The sequence below is a fragment of the Paraburkholderia madseniana genome, from assembly GCF_009690905.1.
In the GTDB taxonomy this organism is placed as follows: Bacteria; Pseudomonadota; Gammaproteobacteria; order Burkholderiales; family Burkholderiaceae; genus Paraburkholderia; species Paraburkholderia madseniana.
Genome location: NZ_VOSW01000077.1, coordinates 1 through 16878, shown reverse-complemented (window position 1 = coordinate 16878; position 16878 = coordinate 1). Strand labels below are relative to the sequence as shown.

The following is a 16878-nucleotide window of genomic DNA, read 5'->3' as shown; positions in this document are numbered from 1 at the left end:
CGCGGAATCCCGGTCAGCGGGAACATTCGTTGCGCAAATCGTATTTCGGAATCCTTTCAGGGTTTTCCCCAGCGGCGCAACGATTAAAGTGATTAGAATATTCAACACTCGCGGGCACACATTGCCCGAGCCCACGCGCCCGATCGTCTCCCATGTCAGAGAACCTAGCGATGTCCATAGAAGTTGCGACCCGCCTGCAGTACATCCGTAAGAAGAATGGTCTGTCCCAGCGCGAGCTGGCGAAACGGGCGGGGGTCACCAACGGCACGATCTCGCTGATCGAGCAGAACCGCGTGAGTCCGTCGGTGGGGTCACTGAAGAAACTGCTTGAATGCATACCAATGAGTCTCGCCGAGTTCTTCACTTTTGAAGTCGAGGTGGAACGCTCGGTCGTGTCGCGCCGCGCCGACATGCCGAATCTCGGCAATGAGTCGATCGAGTTCTATCTCGCCGGCTCCAGTGTCAAAGACCGGAATATGGGCATTCTGCGCGAGGTCTATCAGCCGCTGTCGGATACCGGGCCGGAAATGCTGGAGCACGAGGGGCACGAGGGCGGGGTGGTGGTCAGCGGTCAGATCGAACTGACGGTGGACGGTGTCACGTGGCTGCTCGACCCCGGTGACAGCTATTACTTCGAAAGCCGTCTACCGCATCGTTTTCGCAATCCCAGCGCGGAGCATCTCTGCGAGATCGTGTCGGCCAATTCGCCGCCCACGTTCTAAAGACTCCGCGCCAACGCGCCGCGACGCAGTTCCAGGCCGCTTGAAGTCGGAGCCGGCGTGCGTCGAGCGCATAACATTGAGGCATCCTGATGGACAAGAAATCTCTCGCATTCTGGCAAGACAAAGCCGCTACGCTTTCGATCGAAGGCCGTGCGTTTATCGACGGCGAATACCGTGACGCCGCAGGCGGCCGCACGTTCGACTGCCTGAGCCCGATCGACGGCAAGCTGCTCGCCAAGGTCGCCGACAGCGGTGCGGCGGACGTCGACGCCGCCGTGGCAGCCGCGCGCCGCGCGTTCGATTCCGGCGTGTGGTCCGGCCTCAATCCCCGCAAGCGCAAGGCGATTCTATTGCGTTGGGCCGCGTCGATCCGTGAGCACATGGACGAACTCGCGCTGCTCGAAACGCTGGACGCAGGCAAGCCGATCGCCGACACCACCTCGGTGGACGTGCCGGGCGCCGCCTATTGCGTCGAGTGGTTCGCTGAAGCCATCGACAAGGTCGGCGGCGAAGTCGCGCCGGCCGATCATCATCTGGTGGGGCTCGTGACGCGTGAGCCGATCGGCGTCGTAGCGGCTGTTGTGCCGTGGAATTTCCCGATCCTGATGGCGTCGTGGAAGTTCGGCCCGGCGCTCGCCGCGGGTAATAGCGTCGTGCTCAAGCCTTCGGAGAAGTCGCCGCTCACCGCGATTCGCCTCGCTCAACTCGCGCTGGACGCGGGCATCCCTGCCGGGGTGTTCAACGTGGTGCCTGGCGCAGGCGAACCGGGCAAGCTGCTGGCGCTGCATCAGGACGTGGACTGTCTCGCCTTCACCGGCTCGACCAACGTCGGCAAGCTGATCATGCAATACGCCGGTCAATCGAACCTGAAACGCGTGTGGCTCGAACTCGGCGGCAAGTCGCCGAACATCGTGATGCCCGATTGCCCTGACCTCGACCGCGCGGCGAACGCGGCGGCTGGGGCGATTTTCTACAACATGGGCGAAATGTGCACCGCGGGTTCGCGCCTGCTCGTGCACAAAGACATCAAGGACGTGTTCCTCGACAAGCTGATCGCCGCCGCGCGCAGCTATACGCCGGGCAATCCGCTCGACCCGCAAACCTCGATGGGCGCGATTGTCGATAACGTGCAACTCGAACGCGTGCTCGGTTATATCGAAGCGGGCCGCGCCGAAGCGAAGCTGCTGCTGGGTGGTTCGCGCGTCAAGCAGGAGACCGGCGGCTTCTATATCGAACCGACCATCTTCGAGATCCCGGCGACCGGCGCGAAGGTTGCGCGCGAGGAAATCTTCGGGCCGGTGTTGTCGGTGATTACGTTCGACACGGTTGAAGAGGCGATCAGGATCGCTAATGACAGCGAGTATGGTCTTGCCGCCGCCGTGTGGACTTCGAACCTCACAACCGCGCATGAAGTGTCGCGCAAGCTGCGTGCCGGTACGGTATGGGTCAATTGCTACGACGAGGGCGGCGATATGAATTTCCCGTTCGGCGGTTACAAGCAATCGGGCAACGGCCGTGACAAGTCGTTGCACGCGCTGGAGAAGTATACCGAGCTGAAGTCCACGCTCGTTCGGCTGCGCTAAAGGATTCGCAAGCCAGCGCGGCGGCGTTTGAAAGAAACGCCGTCGCGTTCCCAATGAATCCGAGGCCGGACGTTGCACGCATCACCTGGAAGCCCCGCGTGCGGCTCCGGCATGTTTATCAGGTATCAGGTCATCCATGACTGAACTCGTTTATGGCGACGGCGCGATCCGTCGTCCGTCGCTTTATGGCTCGTCGATCGAAAACACCTATGCGGGTGTGTTGTCGTTCATGCGCCGCAAATACACCCGCGAACTCGACGGCGTCGACGTCGTGGTCTCCGGCGTGCCGCTCGATCTGGCCACCACGTTCCGTTCGGGTGCGCGTCTCGGCCCGGCGGCGGTGCGCGCGGCGAGCGTGCAATTGTCGGAGCTGCATCCGTATCCTTGGGGCTTCAATCCGTTCGACGATCTCGCCGTGACGGACTTCGGCGACTGCTGGTTCGACGCGCACAATCCCATGACGATCAAGGAATCGATCGTCGAGCATGCGCGCACGATTCTGCGTTCGGACGCGAAGATGCTGACGCTCGGCGGCGATCACTACATTACGTATCCGCTGCTGATCGCGCATGCGGAGAAGTACGGCAAGCCGCTCTCGCTGATCCATTTCGACGCCCACTGCGATACCTGGGCCGACGATAGCCCGGACAGCCTGAATCACGGTTCGATGTTCTACAAGGCGGTGAAAGACGGTCTGATCGATCCGAAGACTTCGGTGCAGGTCGGCATTCGCACGTGGAACGACGACTTCATGGGGATCAATATCCTCGACGCCGCATGGGTCCACGAACATGGCGCGCGGGCGGCGGTGGAGCGGATCACGTCGATTGTCGGCCAGCGGCCCGCGTATCTGACCTTCGATATCGACTGTCTCGATCCGGCGTTCGCGCCGGGCACGGGTACGCCGGTGGCGGGCGGTTTGTCGTCGGCACAGGGGCTGGCCATCGTGCGCGGACTGGGTGCGTTGAACCTGGTGGGCGCGGATGTGGTGGAAGTGGCGCCCGCTTATGACCAGAGCGAGATCACGGCGATTGCCGCCGCGCATATCGCGTGCGATCTGTTGTGTCTTTGGCGGCAGCGGAAAGTGGCTGAACGCTAGGCCAGTTCAATCGTCCTGAAACGCACGCGGTGCAATCCAGGCTCGGCCCATCGACGACGATCGATCGGGCTGACGCCGGCCTTCGCGCAAGCCGAGCGTGTAGACAACGAGCGCGCCGCTCATGATCGCCAGTTGCCACAACAGCATGTCGCTGCCGCGTGCTTTCATGGCGAACCCGGCAATGAGCGGCCCTACGATCGAACTCGCGGTGAAGGTGAGCGACACCAGCCGCATGTTGCGCGTGAGCGCGGCCTTGTCGCTGCACGCCGCCGCGACCATGCCGAGCGTGATGTACGCGCTGTTCATGCCGCCGAGCAGCAAGGCGCTCGCGCCGGCGAGCCATGAGGCGGGCGCCGCGAGCGCGAACCCGCAGATAGCCAGCGTGCTGAGCGCGGCGCAGACGATCACCGTGGCCGCCAGGCCCGCGCGATCCGCAAACCAGCCGACCGGAAATTGCAGCGCCATGCCGCCGACACCGAATAACGTGAGTAGCGTGGCCGTCTGTGTGGTGTTGAGGCCGTGGGCGTCGGCAAAGAGCGGGAAGAGCCCGTAGAGCGCGCCATCGCCGATGCCGCCTGCCGCGACGACCACCATGCCGAGGCTGACCATTGGGGCGATAGGGCCGATTGCGCCGACCGGGGTGCTTTTTGCGGCGCGGTCTGTTCGCACAAGCCGTGCTGATTTGACAGCGGAGGGCCTGTCGTCCGACGCAGTCAGCCACAGCGGAAGGGCCGCCGCGAACGTGAAGGCCGCGCCGGCCGCGAACGTGATGCGTCCGTCGACTGCACACCACACCGCCAGGGCCGGGCCGATGACGCCAGCGCTGGCAATCAGTGCTTCGTGCACGCCCACTACACGTCCGCTGGATTCGGCCGGCACAAGCCGATAGAGCCACGTTTGATTGGCGATCCAGCGCAAACCGATGCCGAGTCCGGTCAACAAGCCAGGCACGAGCCATAACGGCCACCACAGCGCGTTCATCGTTGCGAACGCAACCACTGTGGCGGCGAGACCGAGCGATACCGTGCGCTTCGCACCGAGCCGCTCCACCAGCCACGGCGCGATCAACAAGCCGGCCAGCATGCCGGTCCATTGCGACGCGGAGAAGAGGCCGGCGCGCGGTGCGTCGAGGCCACGCTGCGCCAGCCACACCGGCAGCACCATGAAGCCGATGCCGAACTGGCCGATCTGCGAGAGCGCCGAGACCGCGGTCAGCGCGGCGATCGCCGGCCAGCGCACCGGCGCGGCGGCATTCATGTGCCGCTCCGCGCGGGCATGGGCAGACCCTGTTCGCGGCATTCGACCGGGCAGCCGGCTTTCAGGCAGGGACCGTCATCGCAAAGGCGGCACAGTTGCATGGCGTGCGCCGGATCGCGGGTCTCATTCCACAGGATCTTGATCAGCAGGCTTTCGAGCACGTCGCGTTCGCGCTCGTCGAGCTGCCCGACGATGCGTCGGAGCATCTGGTCGCGTGCCTTTTGCAGGCGTTTGGCTTCACGCTTGCCGGAAGCGGTCAAGGCAAGCGCGACGGAACGTTTATCCGTGCCGGATTTCTTTTCGACGAGGCCCGCGTCCACCAGACCCGCAACGGCGCGGACCGCGGCCGGATGCGAAAGATCGACCGCCTCGCGCAATACTTCAATGGATGAATCGGCATATTGACCGACCGCGTTGAGCATGGCACGGGCAGTGGGGCCCGCGAGCGCGGCCACGGTAGGCTGCGCGTTCATCTCGTCCGTGACCAGCAGGGCGAGCACGCCAAGCAGGTTTTCTGTGCGCTGCGTCATAGCGGTACCTCAATGTGTGCAACGTGCATATATGCATAGTGCACACATTGAAGATGATGCGCAAGCGGTTTTTAATGCCGCCCCATTGTGTTCGGTGGGGTGGGTTCAAGCGCCCGTCGTCACTTCGCCAACCGCGCCCGCACGGTGTATTCGCCCTCGTTACCCTCGTCTTCCGCCATATGGGCCATCGCCGTCTCGAAGTCGGGCGGCAGCGGCTCGACTGGATAACCGCGTTTTTCCCATGCGTCGAGGCCGCCCTTGAGCGCGCGGACGTGATGGATATTCTTTCGATGCAGTTGATTGACGATGCGCTTGGCCGTCGCTTCGTTAGGACAGACGCAGTAGACGACAATCGGCCGCTTCAGTAAGTCGGGATGCAGGGGCTCGGGCGAATCGAGGTCCAGCAACTGCGCGCCCGCAATCCGGTGCGATTCTTTCGCGCGGATGCTGTGCGGCCGGGCATCGAGAATCAGCGGCGGCTCATTGGACTTCATCAGTTCGTCGAGCTGATCCGGCGAGATGCGTATGTGCGCGAGCCAGCTGCGAAACTGCCAGCGGCGCACGTAGCGATAGAGGAGCACGGCAAGGAAGATCGCCGCGAACGCGTCGAAAATCGTGCCGCCGTGATGGCGCACGAGCAGAACGAGTTGCACGATCTGATCGTCAAGCGCCGCGCCACCGATCACCCACACGCTGGCCCACAGCATCGCGCCGACAAAATCCCACAGCAGAAACACGCCGACGTTGATTGGCGTGGTGCCGAGCAGCGGCGCCGAGATCAAACCGAGACCCGGCAGGAATTTGGCGACGGTCAGAATCGGCGCGCCGTACCGTTCATAGGTATTGCGTGCGACACGGACGGTGGTGTCGAGCGAGAGTGAGAAGCGCACCAGCTGATTCAGCAAGCGCCGGCCGTATGTTCGTCCAGTGAAGAACCACAGCGAGTCTGCCAGCAGTGTTGCGCAGACGGCAGCCCCAATGACGCTGGCATAAGAGGTTTGTCCCATGGCGGCCATCGTTCCGCCGAGGATCAGCATCGGCGCCGCCGGAATCGGCAAGCCGAGTTGCGTGACGAGCACGCTCATGAACACGGCCCACACGCCCAGCGAGGGTGGAATAGCAACCGGAAAATGCCACACAACCACGCTCCTGTTGATGCGATGAAGGGATCTGGAACAGCCCGTACCTGGCCGGCGTGCGTTGCGAACACGTCGTGCAGGGTCCGTTCTTGCCGGACAGCGGCCCGCTGCATGGCTCGTTCAGCTGGCCGGTGGCACGAACGCAGCAGCACGAACTTCGGATTTAAGCACAGGTTGGTTAAATGGCGCTGCGGGGCGGGCTGAGTACCTGAAAAAAATTAAGGGAATGGAGCGATTGACCGTGCTGCGGTGCCTCTGTGGAGCCTGTGCCTGCCGCTGTTCAGCGCGGAGCAAAGCGCCAGATTGAACCGGACGGCAGCGAGTCGAAGTTCGCTACAATCGTCGTGCACATACAGATACAACGGAGACACAACATGGCAAACCTTCAGCCGATCAGCCGCTATCCCGTGCCTGAGCCTGACGCGTGGCCGGACGACATCCGCGCCCGCATCCTCGAAGTGCAGGAGAAAGCCGGTTTTGTTCCGAACGTATTCCTGACGCTGGCGCACAGGCCGGATGAATTCCGCGCGTTTTTTGCGTACCACGACGCGTTGATGCTGAAAGACGGCGGCCTCACCAAAGGCGAGCGCGAGATGATCGTCGTCGCGACGAGCGCGGTGAATCAGTGCCTGTATTGCGTGGTCGCGCACGGGGCGATTCTGCGCATTTACGAAAAGGCGCCGTTGCTTGCGGATCAGGTGGCAGTCAACCATCGCAAGGCGGATATCACGGCGCGCCAGACGGCGATGCTCGACTTTGCGCTGAAGGTTTGCCGTGAATCCGGCACGGTCGACGATGCCGATTTTCAGACGCTCGGTAAGCACGGCTTTTCGGATGAAGACGTGTGGGATATCGCGGCCATCACCGCATTTTTCGGTTTGTCGAACCGGATGGCCAACGTCATTTCAATGCGCCCGAACGACGAGTTCTATCTGATGGGGCGTGTGCCGAAAGCGGCGGCGGACGCGCCGCGAAAATAGCATCGGGGCAGCGAGTAGCGGACTCGCGGTGTGTGCGGATACGTGCTCACGCTTGCTCGCACCCGAACCCTCACGCAGCCGCCGGCTCTGACCGGATTGCGGGCGTGCTGACGGCCTTGTCGTCGATCGGGAAGTGCAGCATCGCGGCGATGAGTCCTGCGACGACCGTGGCTTCCCACAGTAGCGAATACGACCCGGTCAGATCGAACACCAGGCCGCCTAGCCATGCGCCGAGAAACGAGCCGATCTGGTGGCTCAGAAAGCAGACGCCAAAGAGGGTGCCGAGGTGCCGCGTGCCGAAGACTTTCGCCACGAGTCCGCTCGTCAGCGGCACGGTCCCGAGCCAGGTCAGCCCCATCACCGCCGCGAAGATCACGACCGAAGCGGAGGTCTTCGGCAGCAGAAAGAAGGCGCCGATCGTCACGCTTCGAATGAGATAAAGCCAGCCGAGTACATGGTGCTGCCGGAACCGGCCGCCCAGCCAGCCGCACCCCCAACTGCCCGCCATATTGAACAGGCCGATCAGCGCGAGCGCCGTGGCGCCCAGCCCGACAGGCATATGGCAGAGCGTCAGATACTCAGGCAGATGGGTGGCGATGAACGCGAGCTGAAATCCACAGGTGAAGAAGCCGAGCGTCAGCAGTCGATATCCCCGATGCTGGATCGCCTGAGCGAATACCTTGCGAAGAGGCGCAGCGGGCGGCTCCTGAACCTGCATGCCGACACTCGCGCGCCGGTCGAGCACGATGCCGAGCGGCGCGATCAATAGCATCAGGAAGGCCAGCACGAAGAGCGAGGTGGCGATACCCGAGCTGAGTCGAATGCTCTGCACCAGCGGGATCATCAGCACCTGTCCTGCCGAGCCGCCTGCGCTGACGAGACCCATCGCCATGCTGCGTTTTTCTGGGGAAGCGATGCGGCCGACTGCCGGCAACACCACGCCGAACGTCGTGCAACTCACGCCAATGCCGACCAGCAGACCCATACCGACGATCAGCAGTGGGCCCGACGGCGCGACGGCCGCGACGCCCAGGCCCGCGGCAAACGTCGTCGCGCCGAACGCGACTACCGGCGCCGAGCCATAGCGATCTGCGGCAGCGCCCGCGAACGGTTGCGCGAAACCCCATACCAGATTGTGCAGCGCGATGGCGAAAGCGATCAGCGTGACGGGCAGGCCGCGGTCGAACGAGAACGGCCCGATGAAGAGGCCGAAGGTCTGCCGGATGCCCATGGCGGCGCTCAGAATCAGTGCGCCGGCGATGATCACGAGCGTCGTCTGACTCAACGGGATGGCGAGGCGTTTGCTATTTGTCGTGGACATGGATCTGATCTCCTTGGACACCATGGTCGCAGCGAGCGTCAGAAGCGGCAAAAGAAAAGATTTTGACGACGGGTGAGTGTGGCTCACCTGTCCAGATAGAGGGCGTGCAGGGTTTAGTGGTTGGCGCCGCGCGATTCCGCGTCGGCAGCGTCGGATGGGTTGGCGAACGGTTCAGCCTCGCTGAGCAGCCACCGTTTGAAGTCGGACAGTTCCGGGCGATTTTCCGCGCTATCCGTGTTTTGGGCGCTCACGAGCCAATACGCCGTGGAGGAGGCGATTGTTTGTGGACTGACCTCGACGAGTGCGCCGCTCGCGAGATCGCGGTCGACTAGCGGCCGTCTGCCGAGCGCGACGCCGAGGCCCATGCTCGCGGCTTCGAAAGCGAGCTGGATCGTGTCGACGCGCAAGCCCTCGTTCAGGTCGATGCCGTCGACGGTGGTTCCGTCTAAGGCGACCGCGTCGAACCACGCCTGCCAGTCCTCGCTCGCCGAGTTCACGTGAATGAACGTCGCGTGACGCAGATCGATGTTGCCATGCGCGTCGCGCAGGTTATTCACGTACGCCGGGCTGCACACCGGCACGAGGCGTTCGCCGAACAGACGCGTCCACGCGGTCCCCGCGACCGGGGCGCGGCTCAGGCGAATGGCGAAATCGAAACCGTCGACGGGAAAGCCGACCTGACGGTGCGACGTATCGACGGTGACGTTCGCATCTGGCCAGCGCGCACGAAAGGCGGCGAGGCGCGGCAACAGCCAGCGCGAGGCGAGCGTGGGCGCGCAACTCAGCGCGATCGGGCGATTCGCGCGGTGGTTCGGCAGGCGTTGCGTGCCGATCGCGATCAACGAAAACGCTTCGGATACGTACGACAGATAGTCGGCGCCTGCCGTCGTCAGCGAAATTCCACGCGGCTCGCGTACGAACAGTTCGACGCCGAGCGATTGTTCGAGGCCGACGATACCGTGGCTAATCGCGCTCGGCGTGACGTTCAACTCCGCGGCGGCGAGCTTGAAACTCTGATGCCTGCCGGCCGCTTCGAAAAAACGAAGCGCGGGCAGGGGTGGCAGACGAAGCGGCATGGGGCATCCTCAAAGGCGGCGCGGCGGGCGCCGTGACGGTGCAAAAGTGCGCCGGCGCGCGCATGCTGTTTCGGGAAAGGATACCTTGCAATGATGTTTCGATTGTCGCCGCGACGGGCCAGCAAAATATTTCGCTTACGTTGTCGATTCGCCGCCACGCTGTTCGTCGTGGCTATATAAGGGCAAAAGATGCCCTCGCGGCTGCGTCGCGTCATCCCGTGCCGTGGCTATCGCGCCCTTAATCCTTGTTACCGCAACAGGAGGTGGCTGATGAATGACGTAGACCCATCTGCACAAGCGTTGAAACCGGCCCGGCTGCTGGCCGAATCGCCCGCCCGGTTTCCGGGCGAGAGCGCCGAATATCGCAGAGCGCGCAACGACTTGCTGGCTGAGGAAATCGAGTTGCGCCGTCATATCGAACGCGTGGCCGCACAGCGCCGCGCGCTGCCGCCCGGCGGTGGCGTGCCGCAGGACTATCTTTTCGAGGGCGAAGCGGGCCCGGTGACGCTGTCGGAAATGTTCGGCGCGCATGACACCCTCGTCACCTACAACTGGATGTTCGGCCCGCAGCGCGAGCGCCCCTGTTCGATGTGCACTTCGCTCCTGAGCGCTTACGACGGTGAAATGCCCGACATATTGCAACGCGTGGCCTTTGCGGTGATCGGCCGCTCGCCGATCGACAAGCTGGTGGCCTTCAAGAAAGAGCGCGGCTGGCGGCACCTGCGGCTGTATTCGTCGGGCGGCAACACCTTCAACCGCGACTACGCCGCTGAAGTGCCGGATGGCGGCGACAATCCCGCCTTCAACGTGTTCACGCGTTCAGGCGGTACGGTGCGGCATTTCTGGGCCGAGGAGATGGGGCCGTCGACAGCGGACCCGGGTCAGGATCCACGCGGCGCACCCGATGTGATGCCGATCTGGACGGTGCTCGACATGACGCCCGGCGGCCGCGGCAGCGACTGGTATCCGGAGTTGGAATACGACACTGCGGCGCGTTAGTCGCGCGGTTTCATGCAGGTGTGCGGTGCGCCTGTCGTGCTGATTCGCGCGAGGCAGGGGAGGTGAGCATCTACGTCTCGACGACGTCACTCTGCCCGAGCATGGTCTGCAAATAGGCCGGGACGGCGCTTGCCCGCATCGGCCTGCCGAACAGATAGCCCTGCAGCGCGCGAGCGCCCAGCGCCTTGACGACGTCGGCTTGCGACGACGTCTCGAGTCCTTCCACGATGCATTCAAGTCCGAGGTTTCTGCACAGATCGAGCACCGACTTGACGATCTTCTTCGACGCGCTATTGGAATCCACGTCAGTCATGAAGCTGCGGTCGATCTTGATCGTATCGAAGGGCAGGCGATGCACGTAGCTGAGGCTCGAATAACCGGTGCCGAAATCGTCGAGCGAGACACGGCAGCCGGCTTGCTTGATCATCGTCAGCGAGCAGTGGGCCTGCTCGAAATCGCGCGTGACCGCGGTTTCCGTGATCTCGAAGTTGACGTGATGCGCGGGCACGCCGCTCGCCAGCACGATATCGACCAGGCGGCGAGCGCGCGGCGAAGTCGAAATATCGATCGCGGAGAGATTGAACGACAGATAGAGATCGGATGGCCAGCGCGATGCTTCATCGAGCGCTTTGCGCAGCAGCACCTCAGTGACGCGCAGAATCAGGTCGGTACGCTCGGCAATCCGAATGAATTCCTCTGGCCTCACTGCGCCTAGCCGCGCGTTGTGCCATCGCCCGAGCGCCTCCATGCCGATGGTGCGTTGCGTGAGCACATCGTAGATCGGTTGAAACTCGAGGAACAGTTCGGACTCCAGGTCCGCATGGCGGAGTTCCTGGGCGACGAGACTTGAGCGCCGGATCCGCGTCTCATGTTCCGTCGAGAAAATCACCGGTGTGCCGCGACGGCTTTCCTTGCCGACGTACAAGGCGGCGTCGGCGCGTTCGAAAACCTGCTGGACTGTCGTACCCGCTTCAGGAAACGCTGCCCAGCCGATCGTTCCGGTCAGTTCGGCGACATTGCCGGCCACCCGATAGGGCTGGCCGAGCGCTTCGCAGATGCGCTCTCCCAACTCGACGAGCGTCTCGTTCGGCAGTTTGTGTTGGGCCAGCACGCCGAATTCGTCGCCGCCCAGGCGCGCGAAGAAGATGCCCGGTTCCGCGAGCGCCAGCAAGCGCACGCCGACTTCCTGCAGCACGAGGTCGCCGCTGGCATGTCCGTAGATATCGTTGACCTGTTTGAAGCCGTCGAGATCGATCAAGCCGACATTGAATCCGCCACCGGCGGCGGGCGTCTGTTCCGATAGCGCGCGCAGCGACGCAAAGAAACTGCGCCGGTTGGGCAGGTCGGTCAGGCTATCGATGCTTGCGAGCCTGAAGTTATCGTCGCTGAGCTTTTGCGTTTTCTGCTGGCTCACCTGCAATTCGCGCTGCGCGTGCACCACGCCGGCAAACGTCCGGTAATACAGCTCGATGATGAAGGCGAGTGCGACGCCGACCAGCGTCATGTCGATGGCCATCGCGATGAAGACAGGAGAGCGCGTGGAGATCATGAACGTCGAAAAGATCAGGATGACGATCGATAGCAGAAGCAGGGCGGCCGCCCGCAGATGCATCAGGCAGAACACGCAGCCGACCAGGGTCGTCGCCATATAAAACGCGACCTGGGCCTGCTCATAGGCGGAGCCGTACGGAAACAGCAGGAGCGACCAGGTGCTGAAGGCGACGGCGAAGATGCCCGCGAGCCAGATCAGCTTGCGTAGTTCGGGCACGGCCTTGTCGTGCGTCAGAACCCGGTGCCGGACGCGCCACCAGCGCACGCAACGGATGATGCACAGCACGCAGAGCGCCCCGGGGAAGTAGATGGACAACCAGGCCGGCGCCGATCCCAGATGCGTGACGGCCACCGCCATCGTGTTGACGATCAGGATGAAATAAAGCAGCGGTATCTGGTGGCCGAATGCCTGAAGTTGCGAGCGCACGAGTTCCGGGTCGCCTTCCGCGACCGATAGCGCTTCCCTCAATCTGGCTAACCGAACCATGCCCGTCCTTGTAACGTTTGCGCTGCACACGCAGCTTTGTATATCGGCAACGTCGGTGAGACCTTGAGAGAATTCTCAGTGGAAAAAAATCATGCGTGTTGAACGAGCGGTAAATACGCCCTGGGAGATCGTCGGCGATGAGTCATTTGTGCCGCGTCAGCCTGCGCGAGGTCCGCCGGTTCGCGGCGTAGAGATGTTGTATGACGTCCTTGTTTTTCAGCGGTGCAGGCTGTTCCGCTGGCGAGTCTTGCGTGATTTTTCGCGCTACAGCGCCGCGCCGACCCGCATCACGCAGGCGAAATCGCCGGCTGCCGCGGTCGCACAAGACCAGGCGGCGAGCGCCAGGCATGTTGCAATATGGCGAATTTTCATTGTTTTATTCTTCCCGGATTTTTATTGCTGAGCGTGGCGCGGTGCTGAATCGCGAATCTTTGCGATCCCCCATAACATCGTAAAAAACCATGGTGGCAGCCGATTTGCCGCCGCTAAATCACTGAAATTGCAACGGATTGTGAGACGCCGCGGAGAGCCGTAAAGCGGGAGAAATGCGTAAGCGCGCGATTCTTATAGCACTTTGGGACAAAAAAACGTCAAATTGCCGCTGGGCGGGCGATACAAGGCTTACATCCAAGGTTTGCGCGAATACGCGCCTATGCGTTAGTGTGTCGGTCCCGGCGCAACAGATGTGGCGCCGGTTCCATGATTACCATACGGGAAGTGCTATGAACAAACAGGAACTGATTGATGCAGTCGCCGCAGCGACGGGCGAAAGCAAAGCGGCCACCGGCCAAACCATCGACGCTATCGTCGAAGCGGTGACCAAAGCCGTGGTGGGTGGCGATACGGTGCAACTGGTCGGTTTCGGTTCTTTCTCGACCGGCGCGCGCGCAGCACGCGTGGGTCGCAATCCGTCGACCGGTGCAGAGATCCAGATCGCCGCAGCCAAGACGGTGAAGTTCACCGCCGGCAAGGCATTCAAGGAAGCCGTCAACGCGTCGTAATGCAACGCGCCTCGCGCTGGAGCATCCACGCGCGCTGTTTTAGTGCGCGGTGCCCGATGCATCGGGCGTGAGGAAACACGCGCTGCCCAACACCGGTGAGGGTGTTATATCGGTGGTTGGTGCGGCGCGTGTGGTGCTTATGTTGCTGTTGTTTGCTTCAGGTTTGCGTCGTGCACGCTCGCGTTCCAGCCTTTATTGATGCTCATCGTGATGGTCATCGGACGGTTACTGGATGCGCGAGATCGTGCAGGCCGCGTCGGCGGATTCAGCCCGCGCGTCGTTTCCGGGTCGCTTCGGCCAGCGTCTCGAGCGCCGGTTCGGTTTGCGCCCAGCTCACGCAGGCGTCCGTAATCGATACGCCGTAACGCAGCGGCACACCGGTCTTCAGATCCTGACGACCTTCTTCCAGATGACTTTCGAGCATGACGCCGAGAATGCGGCGCTCGCGCTGCGAGAGTTGCTGCGCCAGATCCTCCACCACCTCCAGTTGACGCAAATGCGATTTGCCTGAGTTCGCATGTGAGCAGTCGATCATGACCTGCTCGCGCAGGCCTGCCGATTTGAGCACTGCGCAAGTTGCGTCGACGGACGCGCTGTCGTAATTCGGACCTTTCTTGCCACCGCGCAAGATCACGTGCGCGTCGTCATTGCCACGCGTCTCGAAGATCGCGGCCATACCCATCTTGGTCATACCCATGAACGCATGGCTTGCGTGCGCCGCAACGATCGCGTCCGCGGCGATCTGCACGCCACCATCCGTGCCGTTCTTGAAGCCGATCGGGCAGCTCAGTCCCGACGCAAGCTGCCGATGACTCTGGCTCTCCGTCGTGCGCGCGCCGATCGCACCCCACGCGACCAGATCCGCGATGTATTGCGGGCTGAGCAAGTCGAGAAATTCGGTGGCCGTGGGCAAGCCGAGACCGTTGATGTCGAGCAGCAGTTGCCGTGCGAGACGTAAGCCCTCGTTGATACGGAAGCTGCCATCGAGACGCGGGTCGTTGATATAGCCTTTCCAGCCTACCGTTGTGCGCGGTTTCTCGAAGTACACCCGCATGACGATCAGCAGATCGTTCTTGTAGGTCTGCGCCGCGACCTTGAGCTTGCGGGCGTATTCGATTGCCTGGTCGTGGTCGTGAATCGAACACGGGCCGACGATCATCACGAGCCGGTCGTCACGTCCGTGCAGAATATCGGCGATTTCCGCGCGGGTTTTCTCGACGAGCGTCTGCACCGACGGCGGCACAGGCAATTCGTCCTGCAGCAAGGCAGGGGAAATCAGCGGACGTACCGCACCGATGCGAACGTCGTCGATGCGCGTGGTGTCCTGGGTGGCGTCGGCCGAGCCGACTTCCTGATCGTGCAAAGGATTGTCGATGGCGCTCAAAATAGTCTCCCGGACCTTGGATGTTGGGGTGGCCTCACCGCTTGAATGGGTGAGTGTCGGTGCGTTGATTCGCTGCCGGGATTATGACACTCGCGCGTGTGGGCCGGATGACCGTTATTCGAGGCGTTTGATCAGCGCCATGGCGGCGGCCGGATTGCGTTCCTTGAAGCCGCTGATGACGTAGAGGTAGACATCGCGCGCAGCGGTTTTTGCGGGGGCTGCGGCGGATGTTTCCAGGTCGTCCGGCGTTGTGCCTGCAGCGAGTTGGCGGGCGCGTTCGACCCAGGCGTCGAGGGCCTTGGTCGAATAGCCTTTGGCTTCCTTGTCGCTGGTACCCATGATGCGGGCGTAGACGAATGGCGCGGTGATGTCGGCGATTTGCGGGTAGTCGCTGTCGGCTGCCAGCACGATGGCGACTTTGTACTTTCTGGCTAGCGCGATGAATTCGGGGGTCTTGAAGGTGTCGTTACGGACTTCGATGGCGTGCCTCAGTTTTTGCCCTTCGATGCTCGCGGGCAGCAGTTTCAGGAAGGCCTCGAAGTCTTCCGGGTCGAACTTTTTGGTGGTGGCGAATTGCCAGTTGATCGGGCCTAGTTTCTGTTTTAGCAGTAGCACGCCGCTGGCGAAGAAGCGTTCGATGGTTTCGTTGGCGTCCGCCAGGATTTTTCGGTTTGTTGCGTAGCGGGGGGCTTTGAGCGAGAAGACGAAATCTTCGGGGGTTTCCTGATACCACTTTTCGTAGCTTGAAGGTTTTTGCAAGCCGTAGAAGGTGCCGTTGATTTCTATCGATGTGAGATTTTGGCTCGCGTGTTGGAGCTCGCGGCTTTGTGTCAGATCCGACGGGTAAAACGTGCCTCGCCAGGGGGCGTAGGTCCAGCCGCCTATGCCGATTCGGATTTTGCCGGGTTTCGGGGATGGCATTTTTTTTGAGCCTGTTTGGGCGGCTTCGCCGGGAGAGGTAGGTTAGCGCATCTGGCTGAGGTTTTTTGCCTTCGTGGCGGTTTTTTTGTTTTGCCTGCGCGGCGCTTGTTTGTCTGTGTGCCTGGGGTTTTGGCCTTTCCTTGTTCTGGCTTTCGTGCCTTTCCTTGCATTGTTAGTGGTCTATTAGCGTTGCCCCTGTGCGGGGCGGCACCTACTTCTCTTTGCCGGCTGCAAAGAGAAGTAGGCAAGAGAAAGCAGCTCAAACCACTCCTGCTAAGCGGGTCCCGTAGTTTGCTGCGGGTAGTGGTGCATCTGGAATCTGTGTTCTCGCACATTCCGCGTTAGTGACAAAGGACTCATCAGCTCCCACTCCGCACTGCGTGCGTCGCGGACGGGTATGCAGGGGAAACCACGGGCTTCGGTTGAGGTTTGTGGGAGCCGTCGGCTTCGCCTCGGCGACGCGCCTCTGCATTCACCCGGGAACCCCCACTTCAATGAATTGTCGGTACCCCGCAATCACGGTCACGGCTGCGGTGGCGAGGCTTGAGCGTCAAATCGTGGTGGGTGGTTTTAAGAACTGCTCTTCGGCGCGCGCAGCGCCGCCGGAAGTATGACGCCCTTGTCACTAGCGCATGCAGGTGCACGAACACAGATTCCAGATGCACCACTACCCGTGGCAGACCACGGGCCCCGCTTAGCAGGAGCGGTTTGAGCTGCTTTCTCTTGCCTACTTCTCTTTGCAGCCGGTGTATAGACCGGAGACATAGCTGACAGACGTGCGGGGACATGGTTGACACTTCCGGGTATTAAAACGCCCGGTCCCGACCA

At 62.2% G+C, this 16878-nt stretch carries 15 protein-coding genes; 7 read left to right on the top strand and 8 right to left on the bottom strand.

Annotated elements, in window-relative coordinates:
* The first annotated feature begins 170 nt into the window (after positions 1-170).
* The 3 genes from FSO04_RS32045 to speB all read left to right on the top strand — a co-directional run bounded on the left by FSO04_RS32045 (position 171) and on the right by speB (position 3404).
* Positions 171-722: a cupin domain-containing protein gene (locus FSO04_RS32045; RefSeq protein WP_054042828.1), complete on the top strand. Its 552-nt coding sequence runs from the start codon at positions 171-173 to the stop codon at positions 720-722.
* Positions 723-811: 89 nt separating this feature from the next.
* The gene (locus FSO04_RS32040; protein WP_154565604.1) at positions 812-2305 is read left to right on the top strand and encodes an aldehyde dehydrogenase; all 1494 of its coding nucleotides are present in this window, start codon (positions 812-814) and stop codon (positions 2303-2305) included.
* Between the two features lie 136 nt (positions 2306-2441).
* Positions 2442-3404, top strand: coding sequence for an agmatinase (gene speB, locus FSO04_RS32035; protein WP_154565603.1), 963 nt, complete (start codon positions 2442-2444; stop codon positions 3402-3404).
* 6 nt (positions 3405-3410) lie between these two features.
* Here speB and FSO04_RS32030 read toward each other — a convergent pair whose 3' ends face one another.
* The 3 genes from FSO04_RS32030 to FSO04_RS32020 all read right to left on the bottom strand — a co-directional run bounded on the left by FSO04_RS32030 (position 3411) and on the right by FSO04_RS32020 (position 6330).
* Positions 3411-4661, bottom strand: a complete 1251-nt coding sequence (locus tag FSO04_RS32030; RefSeq protein ID WP_154565602.1) for an MFS transporter — start codon at positions 4659-4661, stop codon at positions 3411-3413.
* A complete protein-coding gene (locus FSO04_RS32025; RefSeq protein WP_154565601.1) occupies positions 4658-5191 on the bottom strand; it encodes a MarR family winged helix-turn-helix transcriptional regulator in 534 nt (177 codons plus the stop codon). The genes FSO04_RS32030 and FSO04_RS32025 overlap by 4 nt, the downstream gene beginning before the upstream one ends.
* Before the next feature lie 119 nt (positions 5192-5310).
* Complete coding sequence (locus FSO04_RS32020; protein WP_168435921.1) at positions 5311-6330, bottom strand: VTT domain-containing protein; 1020 nt, start codon at positions 6328-6330, stop codon at positions 5311-5313.
* Between the two features lie 374 nt (positions 6331-6704).
* Here FSO04_RS32020 and FSO04_RS32015 point away from each other — a divergent pair, with 374 nt between their 5' ends.
* Positions 6705-7310 carry a peroxidase-related enzyme gene (locus FSO04_RS32015; RefSeq protein ID WP_154565600.1) on the top strand — a complete coding sequence of 202 codons (606 nt, stop codon included), beginning with the start codon at positions 6705-6707 and terminating at the stop codon, positions 7308-7310.
* A 70-nt stretch (positions 7311-7380) separates the two neighbouring features.
* Here the strand turns inward: FSO04_RS32015 and FSO04_RS32010 are convergent, their stop codons facing one another.
* Positions 7381-8631: an MFS transporter gene (locus FSO04_RS32010; protein WP_154565599.1), complete on the bottom strand. Its 1251-nt coding sequence runs from the start codon at positions 8629-8631 to the stop codon at positions 7381-7383.
* 113 nt (positions 8632-8744) lie between these two features.
* On the bottom strand, positions 8745-9707 hold the full coding sequence (locus FSO04_RS32005; protein ID WP_154565598.1) for a LysR substrate-binding domain-containing protein: 963 nt from the start codon (positions 9705-9707) through the stop codon (positions 8745-8747).
* Positions 9708-9977: 270 nt separating this feature from the next.
* On the opposite strand from FSO04_RS32005, the gene FSO04_RS32000 reads away from it, so the two are divergent.
* Positions 9978-10706: a DUF899 family protein gene (locus FSO04_RS32000; protein WP_154565597.1), complete on the top strand. Its 729-nt coding sequence runs from the start codon at positions 9978-9980 to the stop codon at positions 10704-10706.
* 70 nt (positions 10707-10776) lie between these two features.
* Here FSO04_RS32000 and FSO04_RS31995 read toward each other — a convergent pair whose 3' ends face one another.
* Entirely contained in the window at positions 10777-12744 is a 1968-nt protein-coding gene (locus tag FSO04_RS31995) for a putative bifunctional diguanylate cyclase/phosphodiesterase (RefSeq protein WP_154565596.1), read from the bottom strand.
* Between the two features lie 91 nt (positions 12745-12835).
* On the opposite strand from FSO04_RS31995, the gene FSO04_RS31990 reads away from it, so the two are divergent.
* Entirely contained in the window at positions 12836-13147 is a 312-nt protein-coding gene (locus tag FSO04_RS31990; RefSeq protein ID WP_154565595.1) for a hypothetical protein, read from the top strand.
* Positions 13148-13466: 319 nt separating this feature from the next.
* Positions 13467-13745: an HU family DNA-binding protein gene (locus tag FSO04_RS31985; RefSeq protein WP_006049832.1), complete on the top strand. Its 279-nt coding sequence runs from the start codon at positions 13467-13469 to the stop codon at positions 13743-13745.
* 265 nt (positions 13746-14010) lie between these two features.
* On the opposite strand, the gene FSO04_RS31980 is transcribed toward FSO04_RS31985, so the two are convergent.
* The gene (locus FSO04_RS31980; RefSeq protein ID WP_154565594.1) at positions 14011-15129 is read right to left on the bottom strand and encodes a 3-deoxy-7-phosphoheptulonate synthase; all 1119 of its coding nucleotides are present in this window, start codon (positions 15127-15129) and stop codon (positions 14011-14013) included.
* A 114-nt stretch (positions 15130-15243) separates the two neighbouring features.
* A complete protein-coding gene (locus tag FSO04_RS31975; RefSeq protein WP_154565593.1) occupies positions 15244-16050 on the bottom strand; it encodes a DUF72 domain-containing protein in 807 nt (268 codons plus the stop codon).
* Positions 16051-16878 lie beyond the last annotated feature (828 nt).

Coding starts and splice junctions, on each gene's coding strand:
- FSO04_RS32045 (WP_054042828.1), top strand. CDS start 171: ATGTCCATAGAAGTTGCGACCCGCCTGCAGTACATCCGTAAGAAGAAT.
- FSO04_RS32040 (WP_154565604.1), top strand. CDS start 812: ATGGACAAGAAATCTCTCGCATTCTGGCAAGACAAAGCCGCTACGCTT.
- speB (WP_154565603.1), top strand. CDS start 2,442: ATGACTGAACTCGTTTATGGCGACGGCGCGATCCGTCGTCCGTCGCTT.
- FSO04_RS32030 (WP_154565602.1), bottom strand. CDS start 4,661: ATGAATGCCGCCGCGCCGGTGCGCTGGCCGGCGATCGCCGCGCTGACC.
- FSO04_RS32025 (WP_154565601.1), bottom strand. CDS start 5,191: ATGACGCAGCGCACAGAAAACCTGCTTGGCGTGCTCGCCCTGCTGGTC.
- FSO04_RS32015 (WP_154565600.1), top strand. CDS start 6,705: ATGGCAAACCTTCAGCCGATCAGCCGCTATCCCGTGCCTGAGCCTGAC.
- FSO04_RS32010 (WP_154565599.1), bottom strand. CDS start 8,631: ATGTCCACGACAAATAGCAAACGCCTCGCCATCCCGTTGAGTCAGACG.
- FSO04_RS32005 (WP_154565598.1), bottom strand. CDS start 9,707: ATGCCGCTTCGTCTGCCACCCCTGCCCGCGCTTCGTTTTTTCGAAGCG.
- FSO04_RS32000 (WP_154565597.1), top strand. CDS start 9,978: ATGAATGACGTAGACCCATCTGCACAAGCGTTGAAACCGGCCCGGCTG.
- FSO04_RS31995 (WP_154565596.1), bottom strand. CDS start 12,744: ATGGTTCGGTTAGCCAGATTGAGGGAAGCGCTATCGGTCGCGGAAGGC.
- FSO04_RS31990 (WP_154565595.1), top strand. CDS start 12,836: ATGCGTGTTGAACGAGCGGTAAATACGCCCTGGGAGATCGTCGGCGAT.
- FSO04_RS31985 (WP_006049832.1), top strand. CDS start 13,467: ATGAACAAACAGGAACTGATTGATGCAGTCGCCGCAGCGACGGGCGAA.
- FSO04_RS31975 (WP_154565593.1), bottom strand. CDS start 16,050: ATGCCATCCCCGAAACCCGGCAAAATCCGAATCGGCATAGGCGGCTGG.